This window comes from Flagellimonas sp. HMM57 (assembly GCF_021390175.1).
Taxonomy (GTDB): Bacteria; Bacteroidota; Bacteroidia; order Flavobacteriales; family Flavobacteriaceae; genus Flagellimonas.
The window spans coordinates 2,207,330-2,223,557 of record NZ_CP090004.1; the positions used below are offsets into that span (position 1 = coordinate 2,207,330).

16 protein-coding genes are annotated in these 16,228 nt (G+C 38.6%); 7 read left to right on the plus strand and 9 right to left on the minus strand.

Going from position 1 to position 16,228, the window contains the following annotated elements; all coding sequences use genetic code 11:
- Positions 1-72 precede the first annotated feature (72 nt).
- The 4 genes from truB to LV716_RS09825 are packed head-to-tail and all read right to left on the minus strand — an operon-like array spanning position 73 to position 2,755.
- On the minus strand, positions 73-771 hold the full coding sequence (truB, locus tag LV716_RS09810) for a tRNA pseudouridine(55) synthase TruB (protein ID WP_163417561.1): 699 nt from the start codon (positions 769-771) through the stop codon (positions 73-75).
- A 36-nt stretch (positions 772-807) separates the two neighbouring features.
- Positions 808-1,602, minus strand: a complete 795-nt coding sequence (locus LV716_RS09815) for an undecaprenyl-diphosphate phosphatase (protein ID WP_163417562.1) — start codon at positions 1,600-1,602, stop codon at positions 808-810.
- A gap of 1 nt (position 1,603) precedes the next feature.
- Positions 1,604-1,867, minus strand: coding sequence for a DUF3098 domain-containing protein (locus LV716_RS09820; RefSeq protein ID WP_163417563.1), 264 nt, complete (start codon positions 1,865-1,867; stop codon positions 1,604-1,606).
- A 9-nt stretch (positions 1,868-1,876) separates the two neighbouring features.
- Positions 1,877-2,755 carry an ABC transporter permease gene (locus LV716_RS09825; RefSeq protein WP_163417564.1) on the minus strand — a complete coding sequence of 293 codons (879 nt, stop codon included), beginning with the start codon at positions 2,753-2,755 and terminating at the stop codon, positions 1,877-1,879.
- Between the two features lie 88 nt (positions 2,756-2,843).
- On the opposite strand from LV716_RS09825, the gene leuS reads away from it, so the two are divergent.
- The 4 genes from leuS to LV716_RS09845 all read left to right on the plus strand — a co-directional run bounded on the left by leuS (position 2,844) and on the right by LV716_RS09845 (position 8,157).
- The gene (leuS, locus tag LV716_RS09830) at positions 2,844-5,720 is read left to right on the plus strand and encodes a leucine--tRNA ligase (RefSeq protein WP_163417565.1); all 2,877 of its coding nucleotides are present in this window, start codon (positions 2,844-2,846) and stop codon (positions 5,718-5,720) included.
- A gap of 104 nt (positions 5,721-5,824) precedes the next feature.
- Positions 5,825-6,079 (plus strand): SemiSWEET family sugar transporter, encoded by a 255-nt coding sequence (locus LV716_RS09835; RefSeq protein ID WP_163417566.1) that lies wholly within the window; start codon positions 5,825-5,827, stop codon positions 6,077-6,079.
- A 189-nt stretch (positions 6,080-6,268) separates the two neighbouring features.
- Positions 6,269-7,369: an alanine dehydrogenase gene (gene ald / locus LV716_RS09840; RefSeq protein ID WP_163417567.1), complete on the plus strand. Its 1,101-nt coding sequence runs from the start codon at positions 6,269-6,271 to the stop codon at positions 7,367-7,369.
- A 92-nt stretch (positions 7,370-7,461) separates the two neighbouring features.
- Positions 7,462-8,157, plus strand: a complete 696-nt coding sequence (locus LV716_RS09845) for a zinc metallopeptidase (RefSeq protein ID WP_163417568.1) — start codon at positions 7,462-7,464, stop codon at positions 8,155-8,157.
- Positions 8,158-8,211: 54 nt separating this feature from the next.
- Here the strand turns inward: LV716_RS09845 and LV716_RS09850 are convergent, their stop codons facing one another.
- Positions 8,212-8,682 (minus strand): Lrp/AsnC ligand binding domain-containing protein, encoded by a 471-nt coding sequence (locus LV716_RS09850; protein WP_163417569.1) that lies wholly within the window; start codon positions 8,680-8,682, stop codon positions 8,212-8,214.
- 47 nt (positions 8,683-8,729) lie between these two features.
- Positions 8,730-10,103: a saccharopine dehydrogenase family protein gene (locus LV716_RS09855; RefSeq protein WP_163417570.1), complete on the minus strand. Its 1,374-nt coding sequence runs from the start codon at positions 10,101-10,103 to the stop codon at positions 8,730-8,732.
- Between the two features lie 79 nt (positions 10,104-10,182).
- Between LV716_RS09855 and LV716_RS09860 the strand changes: the two genes are divergently transcribed.
- Positions 10,183-10,575, plus strand: coding sequence for a DUF423 domain-containing protein (locus LV716_RS09860; protein ID WP_163417571.1), 393 nt, complete (start codon positions 10,183-10,185; stop codon positions 10,573-10,575).
- A gap of 67 nt (positions 10,576-10,642) precedes the next feature.
- Positions 10,643-12,259, plus strand: coding sequence for a phosphoenolpyruvate carboxykinase (ATP) (gene pckA, locus LV716_RS09865; RefSeq protein WP_163417572.1), 1,617 nt, complete (start codon positions 10,643-10,645; stop codon positions 12,257-12,259).
- 53 nt (positions 12,260-12,312) lie between these two features.
- On the opposite strand, the gene LV716_RS09870 is transcribed toward pckA, so the two are convergent.
- Genes LV716_RS09870 through LV716_RS09880 form a run of 3 tightly spaced genes read right to left on the minus strand, consistent with a single transcriptional unit; the run spans position 12,313 to position 15,377 of the window.
- Complete coding sequence (locus tag LV716_RS09870) at positions 12,313-13,056, minus strand: uroporphyrinogen-III synthase (protein WP_163417573.1); 744 nt, start codon at positions 13,054-13,056, stop codon at positions 12,313-12,315.
- Between the two features lie 6 nt (positions 13,057-13,062).
- Complete coding sequence (locus LV716_RS09875; RefSeq protein WP_163417574.1) at positions 13,063-13,719, minus strand: DUF4271 domain-containing protein; 657 nt, start codon at positions 13,717-13,719, stop codon at positions 13,063-13,065.
- Positions 13,716-15,377: a glycosyltransferase family 39 protein gene (locus LV716_RS09880; protein WP_163417575.1), complete on the minus strand. Its 1,662-nt coding sequence runs from the start codon at positions 15,375-15,377 to the stop codon at positions 13,716-13,718. The genes LV716_RS09875 and LV716_RS09880 overlap by 4 nt, the downstream gene beginning before the upstream one ends.
- A gap of 121 nt (positions 15,378-15,498) precedes the next feature.
- On the opposite strand from LV716_RS09880, the gene LV716_RS09885 reads away from it, so the two are divergent.
- Entirely contained in the window at positions 15,499-16,227 is a 729-nt protein-coding gene (locus LV716_RS09885; RefSeq protein ID WP_163417576.1) for a polyprenol monophosphomannose synthase, read from the plus strand.
- Position 16,228: the final 1 nt, after the last annotated feature.

Sequence of the window (16,228 nt, forward strand, 5' to 3'; positions counted from 1 at the left end):
GATATAATAACCGCTTTTTTTTAAAATTATTTTATTCCAATAAGTATACCTAAGTTGTTTTTCTTACTCTATTTAACTTTTAGCCTCAAGGTTTTCCTTGAAAACAGCTGGTATTACAGCATTAATTACGTTGAAATCCCCTATTTTGGTTCTTCTAAGGGATGATAAATATGCCCCTGATTCTAGAGATTTTCCAAAATCGTGGGCTAAGGAACGGATATAAGTTCCTTTGCTGCAAACGACGCGAAAATACACTTTTGGCAGGCTTATTTTCGTGATTTCAAATTCGGAAATCGTTATTTTCCTTGATTTGATTTCAACTTCTTTTCCTTCCCTTGCAAATTCATAAAGACGTTTGCCGTCTTTTTTTAGTGCTGAGAATACCGGAGGAACTTGTTCTATTTCTCCGATAAATTTTTGGGTGGTTTTACGAATAAGTTCTTCAGAAAGGTTCTCCGTTGGAAAGGTTTGGTTTATTTCCGTTTCCATATCAAAAGATGGTGTAGTGGCACCTAAGGTAAAAGTACCCGTATATTCTTTTATCTGTCCTTGAAGTTCAGGAATTTTTTTTGTGAATTTCCCCGTACAAATGATTAGCAAACCTGTGGCTAAAGGATCTAAAGTGCCGGCATGACCAATTTTTATTTTTTTAAGCCCAAACTTTTTACGAATAGCCCATTTTAAAGCGTTGACCGCCTGAAAAGAACTCCATTCCAAGGGTTTGTCTATCAGTAGTATTTGGCCGTTTAAAAAGTCCTCTTTGGTTTTCAAACTGTTCTACGTTTAGTTTAGATAGAAGTTAAGTGACTATCCCCAAATACTCCAAGCAATGGCAATAAGACCAACAATTAGACAGTATATGGCAAAATAAGTAAGCTTGCTTTGGCGTACCAATTTGATCATCCAGGTACATGCTGCAAGTCCTGCGATGAAAGCCGCAATAAATCCTGCTCCCATGGCAGCGGTTTCCCCACCTTCAAAGTTGATGTCGCCACTCAAAATATCCTTGGCTACTTTGCCGATTATCAAGGGAACGACCATTAAGAAAGAAAAACGAGCGGATTTTGTTTTATCAATCCCCAATAGCACAGCGGTGGAAATTGTGGCTCCACTTCTTGAGATTCCAGGTAGCATTGCCACGGCCTGTGCCAATCCTATCACAAAAGCACTTCTGAAAGAAACCCCTTTTTCCGTGGTTTTCGCTAAATCAGCTAAATACAACAAAACTGCTGTTATCAACAACATAATACCGACTATGATAATAGCGCCATCAAAAAAAACCTCCATGAAATCTTCAAGAAAAAAGCCAACTAGAGCAGCAGGAATCATTGAAACAATAATCTTTAAAGAGAATTGTGTCTGTTCGTTCCATGAAAATTGGAACAACCCCTTTATAATATCCCATACATCTTTTCGGAAAACAACGATGGTACTCAGTGCAGTGGCGAAATGCAATACTACAGTGAACAAAAGGCTTTCTTCTGGTAACGAGTCATTCCCCAAGATGGCCTTCCCCAATTCTAAGTGTCCGCTGGAAGAGACAGGCAAAAACTCGGTCAGACCTTGAATAATCCCAAGGATAATAGCATCGATAATGTCCAAATTATTCTTTGTTTTTGTTAGGGTTCAACAAAATTGCATATACTTGAATACCAAGTCCAATGAGAACCAATGTTGGAGCTAAACGTATTCTCCTAAAATTATAGATATCCGGGTTAAAAACATTGGGGTCATCACTGCCGCCGCCTGTCATTAAAATAAACCCTAGTGCAATAAAGGCCAATCCAATAAAAAGAAAGATGTAGTTTTTCCTTTGAAAGATAAATTGTGGCGTTGGCTTTTGGACATTCTTATTTTTCTTACTCATGGCGCAAAGTTAATAATAAAGATCATCTGTCCTTAGGTTCAAAAATCGTTGCGTGGCAATATGCGTGCTCGCCCAAGAAATAATGACTCCAAGGACAAAGACGCCAATAAATAAGGCTATCAACACTACCAAATCCTGAAAGAGATTAAGTTCCGGAAAATTGGAATTCACATAATAGAGTAGGACGCCCAAGGCAATAAGTGCAAGGGTGGCGCCTAACATTCCCAATTTGATATTTGTCCAGATAAAGGGCCTGCGTATAAATATTTTAGTAGCGCCAACCATTTGCATTGTCTTGATGATAAAGCGTTTGGAATATATGGACAAGCGTATGGAACTATTGATCAAAAGCACGGCAATTAATGTGAAAACAGCACTGGCGATGAGAATCCAAAGACTTATTTTACGAACATTATCGTTGAGCAATGAAATCAAGGGCTTGTCATAACTAACTTCATCTACGTAGGTTTTGGAAGCGATGTCATTAGCGATTGCCTCAATCTGTTCAGGAGTTACAAAGTCGGCCTTTAAATTAACGTCCACTGAGTTTTTAAGCGGATTGTATCCAAGGAAATCGGTGAAATTTTCCCCGATATCTTCGCTATACTGTTCAGCGGCATCTTCTTTAGAAACATAATCGGCGGATTTGGTATGTTCCGCAAGTGCCAAGCTTTTTTGTAATTGTTCAATTTCCACGGGCTTTGCATTATCCTTTAAAAAGACAGAAATGGTTATCTGCTCCTTAAAATGATCTGCCATCTTTTTGGTGTTCAAAACAAGAAGTCCTAGGGCACCGAGTAAAAAAAGTACCAAAGCAATGCTCAAGACCACTGAAAAATAAGAGGATATTAGTTTTCTTCGTTGATATCGTTCAATATATTGGCTCATAAAGGAAAATCAATACGTAAAAATAGAAAAGTAAATCGTAATTAGGGGATTAAAGCTATTTTTGCAACTCGAAAAAGATGAAATTACCATGAACTATAATTTTCGTGAAATTGAGGCCAAGTGGCAAAAATACTGGGCGGAAAACGAAACTTTTAAGGCTTTAAATAATTCTGAAAAGCCAAAGTATTATGCACTTTCCATGTTTCCTTATCCCTCTGGTGCGGGACTGCACGTTGGACATCCATTAGGGTATATTGCCACTGATATCTATGCACGATATAAAAGGCATAAAGGATTCAATGTTTTGCACCCTATGGGCTATGATTCTTTTGGTTTGCCCGCAGAACAATATGCCATTCAAACAGGACAACATCCGGCAATTACCACGGAAGCCAATATAAAGCGTTACAGAGAGCAGTTGGATCAACTAGGTTTTTCCTTTGACTGGAGTCGTGAAGTGCGCACATCCAACCCTGGTTATTACAAATGGACGCAATGGGTTTTTATTCAATTGTTCAATTCATGGTACAATAAAACAAGTGACAAAGCCGAGGAAATTTCAGAGTTGGTTGCACATTTTGAAAAAAGTGGAAATAGTGATATCAATGCAGCCTGTGATGATGATACGCCTATTTTTAATGCAGAAGATTGGAACAGTTTTTCAGATAGGACCAAACAAGAGATTCTTCTAAAATATAGATTGACCTATTTGGCGGATACCGAAGTAAATTGGTGTCCTGCTCTGGGAACCGTTTTGGCCAATGATGAAATCGTAAATGGAGTTTCCGAACGAGGTGGGCATCCGGTCATCCGGAAAAAAATGACGCAATGGAGTATGCGTATAACGGCTTATGCCCAACGCTTGTTGGATGGATTGGATACCATTGATTGGCCTCAGCCGCTTAAGGATTCCCAAACCAATTGGATTGGTCGCTCTGAAGGGGCTTCGGTGACTTTTAAAGTGATTGCCAGTTTGGACGCTGAGCGTAGTCGAAGCGACCAAAATGTGATTTCGACTTCGCTCAATCACCAACATCAAATCGAAGTCTTCACGACTCGACCTGATACTATTTTCGGTGTAAGCTTTATGACTCTGGCTCCCGAACATGAATTGGTATCTAAAATTACTACACAAGAGCAAAAAGAGGCGGTCGATGCCTATGTGGAAGCCACGGCCAAACGCTCTGAACGTGACCGAATGGCAGATGTAAAAACCATTTCGGGAGTTTTTACCGGGGCTTATGCTGAGCATCCGTTTACTAAGGAACCGGTTCCTATTTGGATTGGGGATTACGTATTGGCAAGCTATGGAACAGGGGCCGTCATGGCTGTACCTTGTGGAGATCAACGCGATTATGATTTTGCAAAACACTACAATATTCCAATTCCCAATATTTTTGAGGGAGTAGATATTTCTGAAGAAGCTTTTGCCGACAAGGCAACCGCGGTTATCGCGAATTCAGACTTTTTAAATGGACTTGATTATAAGAAAGCGGTAAAAAAGGCGATTGAAGAACTTGAAAAACTAGGACAGGGAGAAGGAAAAGTGAACTACCGACTTCGGGATGCGGTATTCAGTCGCCAACGGTATTGGGGTGAACCTTTTCCAGTCTATTATGTGGATGGAATGCCACAGATGATTGCCGATGAGCATTTGCCGTTGGAATTGCCCGAAGTTGAAAAATACCTGCCTACGGAAACAGGGGAGCCACCTCTAGGAAATGCTACGCATTGGGCTTGGAATAGTATTGAGAATAAAGTAGTGAGTAATGAGAAAATAGACAACACTACTATCTTTCCTCTTGAATTAAACACCATGCCCGGTTGGGCTGGAAGTTCCCAATACTTTAATCGGTACATGGATCCGCATAATGGTGACGCCATTTATTCCAAAGAAGCTATCGAGTATTGGGAAGACGTAGACCTTTATATTGGCGGAAGTGAGCACGCAACCGGACATTTGCTCTATTCCCGATTTTGGCAGAAGTTTTTGTTTGATAAAGGAATAGCCCCAAAAGAGGAATTTGCCAAAAAACTGATCAACCAAGGTATGATTACGGGAACGAGTGCTATTGTCTATAGGATGACAGGGACTAACTCTTATCTATCAAATGGATTAGTACAGTCTAAGCAAGTTGACTCAATTCATGTAGATGTTTCGTTAATTAATTCTTCAGATGAATTGGATATTGAAGCTCTTAAAGAATGGCAACCTGAATTTAGTGATGCAGAATTTATTTTGGAAGATGGTAAATATATCGTTGGGAGGGAAATCGAAAAAATGTCTAAAAGATGGTTTAACGTTGTCAACCCCGATGCCATTTGTGAAGAGTACGGAGCGGACAGTCTACGTCTATACGAAATGTTTTTGGGGCCTTTGGAACAATCTAAACCTTGGAACACCGCTGGGATAACAGGGGTGCATTCCTTTCTAAAAAAACTTTGGAAATTATACTCTCCATTAGTAGATGGTACGCTGAGTGGAGTCGAAGCAGAAGCTACGGCCGAAAATCTGAAAACGCTGCACAAGACTATCAAAAAGGTAGAAGAAGACATTAAGAATTTTTCGTTCAATACCTCGGTTTCCACGTTTATGATTTGCGTTAATGAACTCACTTCCCAAAAGTGTACCAGCAAAGCTATCTTGGAACCTTTGGCCATTCTGGTTTCACCTTATGCGCCGCACATAGCTGAGGAACTCTGGGAAAAATTGGGTTATACCGAATCTGTCGCAGAAGCGCCCTTTCCAAAATTTGAAGAAAAGTACTTAGTGGAAAGTAGCAAAGAATACCCTATATCATTTAATGGAAAAATGCGCTTTACGATGCAACTTCCTTTGGATATGGGTAAAGATGAGATTGAAGCTGCTGTAATGGGTCACGAGAAAACCCAAGCGCAACTCGAAGGACGTACCCCCAAAAAGGTAATCGTAGTTCCCGGGAAGATTGTGAACATTGTAGGATAAAGTGATGCAGCATAGCGTTACGCTGAACTCGTCTAAGCGTACAGTTTATAAATGTTTGTCATACTGAGCCCGTCGAAGTATGACAAACACAAATTTTCAATTTCATGGAAACCATCGAAATCATTGGTCTCATCGCAGCCACATTGACCACCTCTGCATTTGTGCCACAAGTGTACAAGGCATTAAAGCATAAATCTACAGCAGATGTATCACTTACCATGTACATTGTTCTGCTTGCAGGGCTTATCCTTTGGATAATTTATGGAATCCATTTGGAAAGCCTGGCCATTATTTTGGCGAATGTGATTACGGGTATCTTGGCCATTACAATGCTTATTTTAAAAATCATACATAAGTAGTAATACCACTAAAAAAATATAGGGTAATTTTTAAAAATATCATTTATAAAAATTTAAACCCCTATTTTTTAGGGGTATTCATATAAAAAAATAACTTTTTATCGACATACCCCTACTTTTTATCTAATCTAGCTTTTATTTTTAAAATTTTTACAGCACCTTTGACTTGTTAATCAAAATAATAACAAAATGATTGTAGGTGTACCTAAAGAAATCAAAAACAACGAAAGCCGTGTTGGGATGACTCCAGCAGGGGTTTTTGAATTGGTGAAAAACAACCATACCGTTTACGTGCAAGCAGGAGCAGGGGAAGGAAGCGGATTTTTTGATAAAGACTATCAACAGGCCGGAGCTACTATTTTAGGAACAATTGCTGAGGTTTATGCGTCAAGCGATATGATCGTAAAGGTTAAGGAGCCAATCGCTGAAGAATACCAACTCATCAAAGAAGGACAGATAGTATTTACCTATTTTCATTTTGCCTCTAGTGAAGCATTGACCAAAGCTATGATAGCCAGTAAGTCTATTTGTATTGCATATGAAACCGTTGAGGATGATGAAGGTACGTTGCCATTGTTGACGCCTATGTCAGAAGTTGCCGGTAGAATGGCAATTCAGCAAGGGGCAAAGTACTTGGAGAAACCCGTAAAAGGAAGAGGGGTGCTTTTAGGAGGCGTCCCCGGCGTCGCGCCAGGCAAAGTTTTAGTATTGGGAGCTGGTACGGTAGGGATTCAAGCTGCAAAAATGGCAGCAGGTTTAGGCGCCCATGTTACTATTTTAGACGTGAACATGAAACGACTTCGCTATGTTAACGATGTTATGCCAAGCCATGTTGTGACCGAATTTTCAAGTGAATTCAATATCAGAAAACTTATAAAGACCCATGATTTAATTATTGGGGGAGTCCTTCTAAAAGGAGCCAAAGCTCCAAATTTGATTACGCGGGATATGCTAAAGGAGATGCGTCCCGGAACTGTAATCGTAGATGTTGCCGTAGATCAAGGCGGATGCGTGGAAACCACAAAAGCGACCACGCATGAAGACCCCGTTTATATTATTGATGACGTTGTGCACTATTGCGTAGCAAATATGCCTGGGGCAGTCCCTTACACCTCTACAGTTGCCTTGACGAACGTAACACTGCCCTATGTATTAAAGTTGGCAAATATGGGATGGCGCAGTGCTTGTAATCTCGATAAAAACCTTGCAAAAGGTCTTAATATTATCGAAGGCGAAGTAGTTTATGAAGAGATAACAGAAGCTTTTAACTGGGAGCCTGCTATGGCTTAATACACATTTTGTCAGTAAATATGCCCTGCCTCAAAATGGCGGGGTTTTTGCTTTTAAGTTGGTATATTTATAGGAATTAAAACAGAAAAGCTATGATGACATATTATATATTGATAGGTGGGATTGCACTAATAAGCTGGTTGGTAAGCAGCCGATTGAAGAGCAAGTTCAAAAAATATTCGAAGGTTCATTTGCGCAATGGCATGAGCGGTGCGGAAATCGCCCAGAAAATGTTGGATGATCATGGAATCAGTGATGTCAAGGTAATTTCTACCGCTGGGATGCTTACCGATCATTACAATCCAAAAAATAAAACCGTAAACCTTAGTGAAGGTGTTTACAATCAACGTAATGCCTCTGCCGCTGCAGTTGCTGCGCACGAAGTAGGCCATGCTGTACAACACGCGCAGGCCTATGAGTGGTTGACCATGCGTTCCAAACTTGTTCCCGTTGTTAGTGTTACTTCTGGTATGTCCACTTGGGTGGTTTTTGGTGGATTGATGTTAGGAGCGGCTGCCGGAGTTGGTCTTGGGTACTATATAGCAATTGCCGGGCTTGTGATGATGGGGTTTGCCACATTGTTTAGTTTTGTCACCTTACCTGTGGAATACGATGCCAGCAATAGGGCTTTAGCTTGGTTAAAACAAAAAAACATGGTAAGCCAAGAAGAATATGCAGGTGCTGAAGATGCACTTAAATGGGCTGCCAGAACATATCTGGTCGCTGCTTTGGGAGCTTTGGCCTCTTTGGTTTATTGGGCATTCCAAGTTTTTGGCGGAAGGGACTAAGCCTCGTATTAAAGATAATGCAAAACCTGTTTGAAGAGATTCAAGCAGGTTTTTTTAGATTGAAATTTGTCTGTCAATCTGTTGATTTAACGAAATAAAGGTTTCCGTTCTGGAGACACCTTCTATTTGTTGGATTTTTTTATTCAATACAACCATCAAATGTTCATTGTCCTTGCACAATACTTTAATAAGAATAGACCAGTTTCCAGTAGTATAGTGACATTCCAATACCTCGGGGATTTTTTCAAGTTGTTTTACGGCTTGTGGATTGGCCATGGCCTTATCAAGAAAAATACCAATATAGGCCATTGTGGTATATCCCAGTACTTTAGGATTGATAATGAACTTAGAGCCCGATAACAAGCCTGAGCTTTCCAGCTTACGTAATCGTTGGTGAATGGCTGCCCCAGAGATTCCTATGTTTCGGGCAATTTCCAAAATAGGTCTACGGGCATCTTCCATTAAAAATCGCAAGATTTTTTTGTCGATGCCATCAATTTTTACGGAACTGTTAGAAGCTTTCACAAGAACGATTATAGATTGAAGCTAAAGATACCGAAAAAGGTTAAAAACTAATTCCCTATTGAATCTGGATTGTAACCTAAATAGGGCACCTCATATTCCCTAAACTTAATTCCATACGATTTCAGTTCTGAAAGTATGGGGGCATACACCTCTTTGCTAATGGGAATTTGAACACCTGGAGTTGTGATGTTACCGTTAAGAATATGGAGTGCTGCTATTGCTACGGGCAAGCCAACAGTTTTTGCCATAGCAGTATGGCTTTGGTTTTCACCAAGTACGACCATGTTGGCATCTATTTGTTTTTTTTCACCGTTAATTTCGTAGCCAAACTTATGGTACATCACGATCATATCCTTTTCGTCTTTTTGTAATGTCCAGTTATCTTCAAGGATGTACTGAAGCATTTGGGCGGGAGTGGCATTCTTTATCGGTATTTTTTTTGTATCGTCAAAAAGATTCAACTCTAGTAACTTTCCCCATCTAATATCATCTTGGTCTATTTTGAGGTAATGTCGAAGTTTTAATTCAACGGAATCTGTTGGAGAATATGGTAAAAATAGGTTGATAAATTCCCGATACGACATGCCTTCAGAGTTTTCCACGGTATAACTGTCGTCTGTCAACCCAAGAAGAACGAACATTTGCCATGCCTTGGAAAACCCAACTCTACGCATAGTTCCACGGAATAATGTCAATGCATCCTGTAAGCCATAGGCTTCGGTATATTTTAGGGAATCCCTGTTTGGATATACTTCAAAAGAGCCGTATCCGTCAATGTTCACTAACTCGGTACGGCGAAATAGTTTTTGATAAGGGATGTACTTATATGTTCCTTCTTGGATAAATTTTGCTGCACCACCTTGACCTGCAACAACTACATTTCTCGGATTCCATGTGAATTTGTAATTCCAAAGATTGGAATCGTTTTCAGGGGCTACCAATCCTCCCGTAAATGATTCAAAAAGTAACATTTTTCCACCTTTGTTGGTAATTCTATCAATGATTTCCATGGCACTCATATGGTCAATACCAGGATCAAGACCAGCTTCATTGATAAAAACAAGTCCATTTTTTTTTGCATCGCTATCCAAGGCTGCTATTTCCTTGCTCACGTAGGATGCGGTAACCAGATGTTTTTTGAAGGTGATGCAATCTTCAGCTATTTTAATGTGCAGCCGTGGAGGTAACATAGAGATTACAAGTGATGTCGAAGCAATGACATTTTTCCTTTGCTCATCATTAAAGATATCCAGTTCTATCACGTTACAATTTGGATGCGAGGCAATATGTTCTGGAATGTGTTGAGGGTTAAGGTCTCCTATGGTTAACTGAAGTTTCTCTTTATTGGATTTCTCGAGAATATAATCTAACAGGTATGCAGTGGATTTTCCTGCTCCAAGTACCAAAATAGTGCGAACCATGGGTTTTGTTTACTTTTGATTAAAACGAATACTAAAGTATCAAATTGTTATATTTCTAAATATTTAAGCTCTAAAAGTTATGAACAAAACAATTATGCTGATGGGAATTATTTTTGGGTTTTTGGCTATAGTGTTAGGTGCTTTTGGTGCCCATGGGCTTGAAAAAGTGGTTGATTCAAACTCAATTGATACTTTTGAAGTGGGCGTACGCTATCAGATGTATCATGCATTGTTTTTACTTTTTCTCGGGTCATGGGATGGTTTGCTTCAAAAACAAAAACGAATCGTGTTTATCTTCGTTCTTCTGGGTGTTCTTCTATTCTCTTTCTCCATTTATCTGCTCGCTATCAATAGTTTAGTTGCTTTCAATTTTAAACAAATAGCATTTGTAACCCCCATAGGCGGTACTTTTTTAATTATAGGGTGGTTTCTTTTAGGATATTACATTTTGACTAAAAAACAGCATAAATAAACCATCAAAAAAGTGGTAAAATAGTATAATTTTCTAGTTTTGTACCAACTAAAAAAACTACAAAAGCATGGAGGCCCACATTCCAACAACGAAATCGATTTCGTTAACCCAGTATGGAATACAACATACTAACGTACATTACCAATTATCCCCTCAGGAATTACAAAAATTGACCATTGAAAAGGATATGGGCAAAGAAGCTTCTTCGGGAGCCTTGGCAGTTAACACGGGAGAGTTTACGGGAAGGTCTCCAATGGATCGTTTTATCGTAAGGGATTCCATTACAGAAGAAAAGGTTTGGTGGGGAGATATCAATATTCCCTTTGAGAGTGAAAAGTTTGATAAGCTCTACAATAAGATGATTGCCTACTTGAACGAAAAAGAACTTTTTGCACGCGATTGCTATGCTTGTGCCGATGAAGGTTATAAGATGAACATTAGGGTAATCAATGAGTATCCATGGTCCAATATGTTCGCTTATAATATGTTTCTTCGGCCTAATGAAGAGGAACTAAAGGATTTTAAACCTGAATGGACCGTAATAAATGCTCCTGGTTTTGTTGCCAACGCCGAGATTGATGGAACACGGCAACATAATTTTGCTATTCTGGATTTTTCAAAAAAAATAGCATTGGTCGGAGGCACGGGCTATACGGGCGAAATAAAAAAAGGGATATTCTCTGCCTTGAACTTTATTCTGCCTGTATATAAAAATACGTTGCCCATGCACTGTTCTGCCAATATTGGCGATTCTGGGGACACTGCACTTTTCTTTGGTCTTTCCGGTACTGGAAAAACCACACTCTCTACGGACCCTGACCGAAAGCTCATTGGCGATGACGAACATGGATGGACGAAAGATAATACGGTATTCAATTTTGAAGGCGGTTGCTATGCAAAGGTCATCGATTTGTCACAAGAAAAAGAACCGGAAATCTACGCGGCAATCAAACAGGGAGCTATTTTGGAGAATGTAATTATGGATGATAAGGGCGTAGTTGATTTTTCAGATACTTCCATTACCCAGAATACAAGAGTCAGTTATCCTATTTATCATATTGATAATATACAACAGCCTTCTATAGGTGAGAATGTAAAGAATATATTCTTTTTGACTGCAGATGCATTTGGTGTTTTACCTCCAATTTCCAAGCTTACACCTGCGCAGGCTGCATATCACTTTATTTCTGGATATACTGCTAAAGTCGCTGGTACAGAAGCTGGCGTGGTTGAGCCACAACCATCATTTTCTGCATGTTTTGGGGCGCCTTTTATGCCCTTACACCCTGCTAAGTACGCAGAAATGCTAAGTAAAAAAATGCAAGAATCCGGGGTCGATGTTTGGTTGATCAATACAGGTTGGACTGGAGGACCTTATGGTGTGGGTACCCGAATGAAGCTAAAGTACACAAGAGCTATGATAAGTGCAGCACTTAGCGGTGACTTAGGACTTTATAGCTATGACAAATACCATATCCATTCTGTTTTTGGAGTGGCACAGCCTAGAGAGTGTCCTGGCGTGCCAACTTCAGTGCTTAGCCCAAGAGCAACATGGAACGATGATGAAGCTTACTATAAGACGGCATTTAAGCTCACCAATGCCTTTAGAGAAAATTTCAAGAAATTTGAATCTTATGCCAGTGAAGAGATACGGCGAGGCGGTCCGCAACGCTATGCTTTTTAAAACAAAAGGCCCATCTTAAGATGGGCCTTTTGTTTTTGTTATCGTATATGTTGCTACTTATTGACGCTTGTAATGTATTTCTGTAAGGCCATTGTCATTGATGGCGTCTCTGGTGTCGGTGCCTTTATGTCTATTCTGAGACCTGCCTCAGTTGCAGCGTTGACCGTACTGTTCCCAAAAACTGCAATACGAGTTCCGTTCTGTTCAAAATCCGGGAAATTTTTCAATAACGACTCGATTCCAGAAGGGCTAAAAAATACCAAAACATCATAAGTCACTTCTCTTAAGTCAGATAGGTCGCTTATTACCGTTTTGTAAAAGATACCTCTTTTCCAATCCACTTTAAGTTCATCTAAAGCTTGCGGAACAATAGGTTTCAAAATATCTGATGATGGCAAAAGGAATTTTTCATCCTTATATTTTTTGATAAGTGGAACAAGTTCATTGAATGTTCTTTTTCCAACATAAATTTTTCGCTTTCTGTAGACTACATATTTTTGCAAATAATAAGCTACGGCTTCTGATTGGCAAAAATACTTCATGGTATCTGGTACCTTAAAGCGCATTTCTTCTGCGATTCTAAAAAAATGATCCACAGAGTTTCTGCTCGTAAGGATTATCGCAGTAAAATTGTTCAAATCAATTTTTTGCTGTCTTACACTTTTTGCTTCTACTCCCTCTACGTGTATAAAAGGTCTGAAATCTACCTTTACTTTTTCTTTTTCAATTAGGCGTGAGTAGGGAGAATTTTCTATTTTGGGTTCTGGCTGGGAAACCAAAATTGTTTTTACTTTCATAAGCTTTCAATCTTTTAGATAGCTTCCAACTATCACTAAGGGTGCAATTTCGAGTGCGCAAAGGTACAAAATAAAATAGAAAAAATAGGGAATGATCGCTTTTTGATAGTTCTTCAAGACCTTGACCAACCCAATGATATTTATGGAAACAATCAAGGCCAAAGCAAATGAAATAATCATTTTTGAGTCCTTTACAATGTAAATAAGAATTACATTGGTTACGAACATAACCAAGCTACTATAGTTGAGATACGAGATTTTGTTGAACAGTAGTTCAGAAATCATTGCTTGCGTATTGAATACAAATCCTTTGGCATACTGTAGTGATATTTTTAGTAATTGAAACAATATCAACCCTCCCATAATTATAAAAAAAGAGGAAAGTTGTCCGTCCAATTTTACAATGGAAAAGCTTTTTTGAATCAAAAAAAGGAACAGTGAGAAGTTGACCAATTGAAAAATAGTCAAAAGCACTTGAAACCAATTTAAAAGACGTCCTTTTTTATTGTAAACTACGGTATATCTATTATTGAACGGTAAAATGATAAAACTCAAAAACTTGTTTTGAAAAAGATACTTCCCCAGAGTTAGTACAATCAAACTGAAAAAAAGGGCAATGGTCATCCAATCCAAGGATTCAACAGTTTTGTATATAGGATTCATTGGTCAAATTTAGTTGGGATTCCGTTAAGTCCAGGTAACAAATCATTCTCAGATATTCCAATACGGAAATAGTAAAGGTTTTCCTCTTTTGGTTTAGGTAAATTGAAACTGAAAAAAGCAGTATCTCTTGATTTTAATAGTGGACCATTATCAGCAATAGCTTCAACAGTTATTGATACAAGTTGTTTAACCTGTTTGTGGCGATTGGAAAAAGCTGCAGAATATTTTAATTCGTTCAAAGGAATTTCAAAAGAATAAGGGTTATATACCTTCAAAGTGTAATAGTCAGTACTGCCGTCAATCTTTTCTACAATGGCTTTCAATTTTCGATATGATTTAAAATCTTCCATAAAAACACCGTGAAAAACAGTACTGTCAGGGTGAGCGTAAGATATATCCCCGCTTTTTCTGTATTTGGTTACATAGAGTATTTTTTTGTTTTGTACTCTTTTTTCAGAATCATCGATAGAATACTGGTTTTTTCTATACATATGGTTGTTCAAAGAGTACGTGGGGTTTCCAGCGTAAAACTCGTACATCGGTGATTTTCGATACGAATTTTCAAAAACTATGGGAATATCACCTGCTTTTGATTTTAAATCTTGGACCCAGGTTGCGTTTCCGTGTGTTTCGAAAAGTATAGGGAGCAACGGTTGGTGTACAAGCCATACCCTGGCGTAAAGCAGTAGCACTAAACTCGCTATTCCCATTCTAAACATCCATTTTCTGCTGTTTGCGTTTTCAATGAGATGGTTGAAGGCTATTATCGCCAGCGGTATCGAAACTATAATGATCCATTGCGTTTGTACCCGTCTGTTAAAGCTTGACACAAAAAAGAAAATGAGTACGCTGTAAGTTAAGTATATCAGGGCTTTAGAAAACGTATCACTGATTTTCATTTTAAAAAGCGATAGATACACCCAATAAAACAATAGGCCAAAAATTGCGATTAGATTCACAAAATAACCAAGAGTGAACTTTGAAAAAGAATACGCTTGATTGGGGCGTTCATAGAGATGATATTTTATGGAAATAAAATCATTTTCATACAGCCATAAAAAATGCGGCATGTAACAAACCAATGCAATAACCACTGATAACCAAGCATATTTGTTTGTCACTAACCTAATGTTCGAAAGTAATACAAACACAATGACCAGAACGGCATGGTATTTACTGTACATGAGAGCGGCCATAACGATTCCCATACAAATTGAGATCAAAGCACTGGGGTTGCTTAAAAACCGCTTATAAAGTAAGAGGAATAGCGCCGTAAAAAACAAGAGTGGTGTATCGGGCAAGGTTAAAAATCCGTAGGCGTTCATTAACGTCATTGAAAAAACCAAGAGAAAAAAGTGAACTACATAATCTTTCTTTTTTTCGCTGTCAATAAGCATCCATAAAATCAGATAAGTTCCAACCGAAAGCAGACAGCTCATAAAGCGTACCCCCAATTCTCCATCAAAGAAAATACTGCTTAACTTTATTAAAAAGGCCACCATGGGCGGATGATCAAAATAGCCCCAATTCAAATTCTGTGCGTAATACCAGTAATACGCCTCATCATAGATGAGTTCCGTAAAATAGGACTGAACAATATTGAGAACAAAAAGAAAGGCAAGTAGAATAAGAAAAAGCCTAGGAAACTTTTGGGTCATCAAATAGATTTTAACAACGGCAAAGTTACAAATATTGGATTACAAGAAGCACGGTAATAGGTGTTGTAACTTTTTAAACCGTTTGAGAAAACCGTATTTTTGCGCTCTAATCTTTATGTGCATGGCCAACGGTTTAGTAATTATACCAACTTTCAATGAAATTGAAAACATAGAGGCCATTGTAAAAACAGTTTTCGATTTAAAGAAGGATTTTCATGTTCTTGTAGTCGATGATAATTCTCCAGATGGTACTGCCGAAAATGTGAGGTCAATGCAAGAGCAATTTCCTGACAGTCTTTTTTTAGAAGTAAGAAAAGAAAAATCAGGTTTGGGAACGGCTTACATACATGGTTTTAAATGGGCTCTTGAGAGGGATTATGCGTACATTTTTGAAATGGATGCAGATTTTTCGCATCGTCCTACCGATTTGCCAAGATTGCACAGAGCCTGCTTAAATGGCGCCGATGTGGCCGTTGGGTCACGTTATAAAAAAGGTGTAAATGTGGTAAACTGGCCACTGTTCAGAATCTTATTGTCCTACGGGGCTTCTTTCTATGTAAAAATTATAACCGGAATGAAAGTGCACGATCCCACTGCAGGTTTTGTGTGCTATAAGAAAGAGGTATTACAAAACATTAATTTAGATGCGGTTAGATTCATAGGCTACGCATTTCAAATTGAAATGAAGTATAGGGCATACCTAAAAGGCTATAAAATCGAAGAAGTTTCCATCATTTTTACGGATAGGATTAATGGAAAGTCAAAAATGAATTCTGCCATAATAAGAGAAGCTATTTTTGGAGTCATTGCAATGAAGTTTAGAAGTATATTTTATAAAAAGAGTTTTTGAA

Excerpts from the sequence above, each read along its gene's own strand:
- LV716_RS09820 (WP_163417563.1), bottom strand. The coding sequence starts at position 1,867 with ATGAGTAAGAAAAATAAGAATGTCCAAAAGCCAACGCCACAATTTATC.
- LV716_RS09825 (WP_163417564.1), bottom strand. The coding sequence starts at position 2,755 with ATGAGCCAATATATTGAACGATATCAACGAAGAAAACTAATATCCTCT.
- leuS (WP_163417565.1), top strand. The coding sequence starts at position 2,844 with ATGAACTATAATTTTCGTGAAATTGAGGCCAAGTGGCAAAAATACTGG.
- LV716_RS09835 (WP_163417566.1), top strand. The coding sequence starts at position 5,825 with ATGGAAACCATCGAAATCATTGGTCTCATCGCAGCCACATTGACCACC.
- ald (WP_163417567.1), top strand. The coding sequence starts at position 6,269 with ATGATTGTAGGTGTACCTAAAGAAATCAAAAACAACGAAAGCCGTGTT.
- LV716_RS09845 (WP_163417568.1), top strand. The coding sequence starts at position 7,462 with ATGATGACATATTATATATTGATAGGTGGGATTGCACTAATAAGCTGG.
- LV716_RS09855 (WP_163417570.1), bottom strand. The coding sequence starts at position 10,103 with ATGGTTCGCACTATTTTGGTACTTGGAGCAGGAAAATCCACTGCATAC.
- LV716_RS09860 (WP_163417571.1), top strand. The coding sequence starts at position 10,183 with ATGAACAAAACAATTATGCTGATGGGAATTATTTTTGGGTTTTTGGCT.
- pckA (WP_163417572.1), top strand. The coding sequence starts at position 10,643 with ATGGAGGCCCACATTCCAACAACGAAATCGATTTCGTTAACCCAGTAT.
- LV716_RS09870 (WP_163417573.1), bottom strand. The coding sequence starts at position 13,056 with ATGAAAGTAAAAACAATTTTGGTTTCCCAGCCAGAACCCAAAATAGAA.
- LV716_RS09875 (WP_163417574.1), bottom strand. The coding sequence starts at position 13,719 with ATGAATCCTATATACAAAACTGTTGAATCCTTGGATTGGATGACCATT.
- LV716_RS09880 (WP_163417575.1), bottom strand. The coding sequence starts at position 15,377 with ATGACCCAAAAGTTTCCTAGGCTTTTTCTTATTCTACTTGCCTTTCTT.
- LV716_RS09885 (WP_163417576.1), top strand. The coding sequence starts at position 15,499 with ATGGCCAACGGTTTAGTAATTATACCAACTTTCAATGAAATTGAAAAC.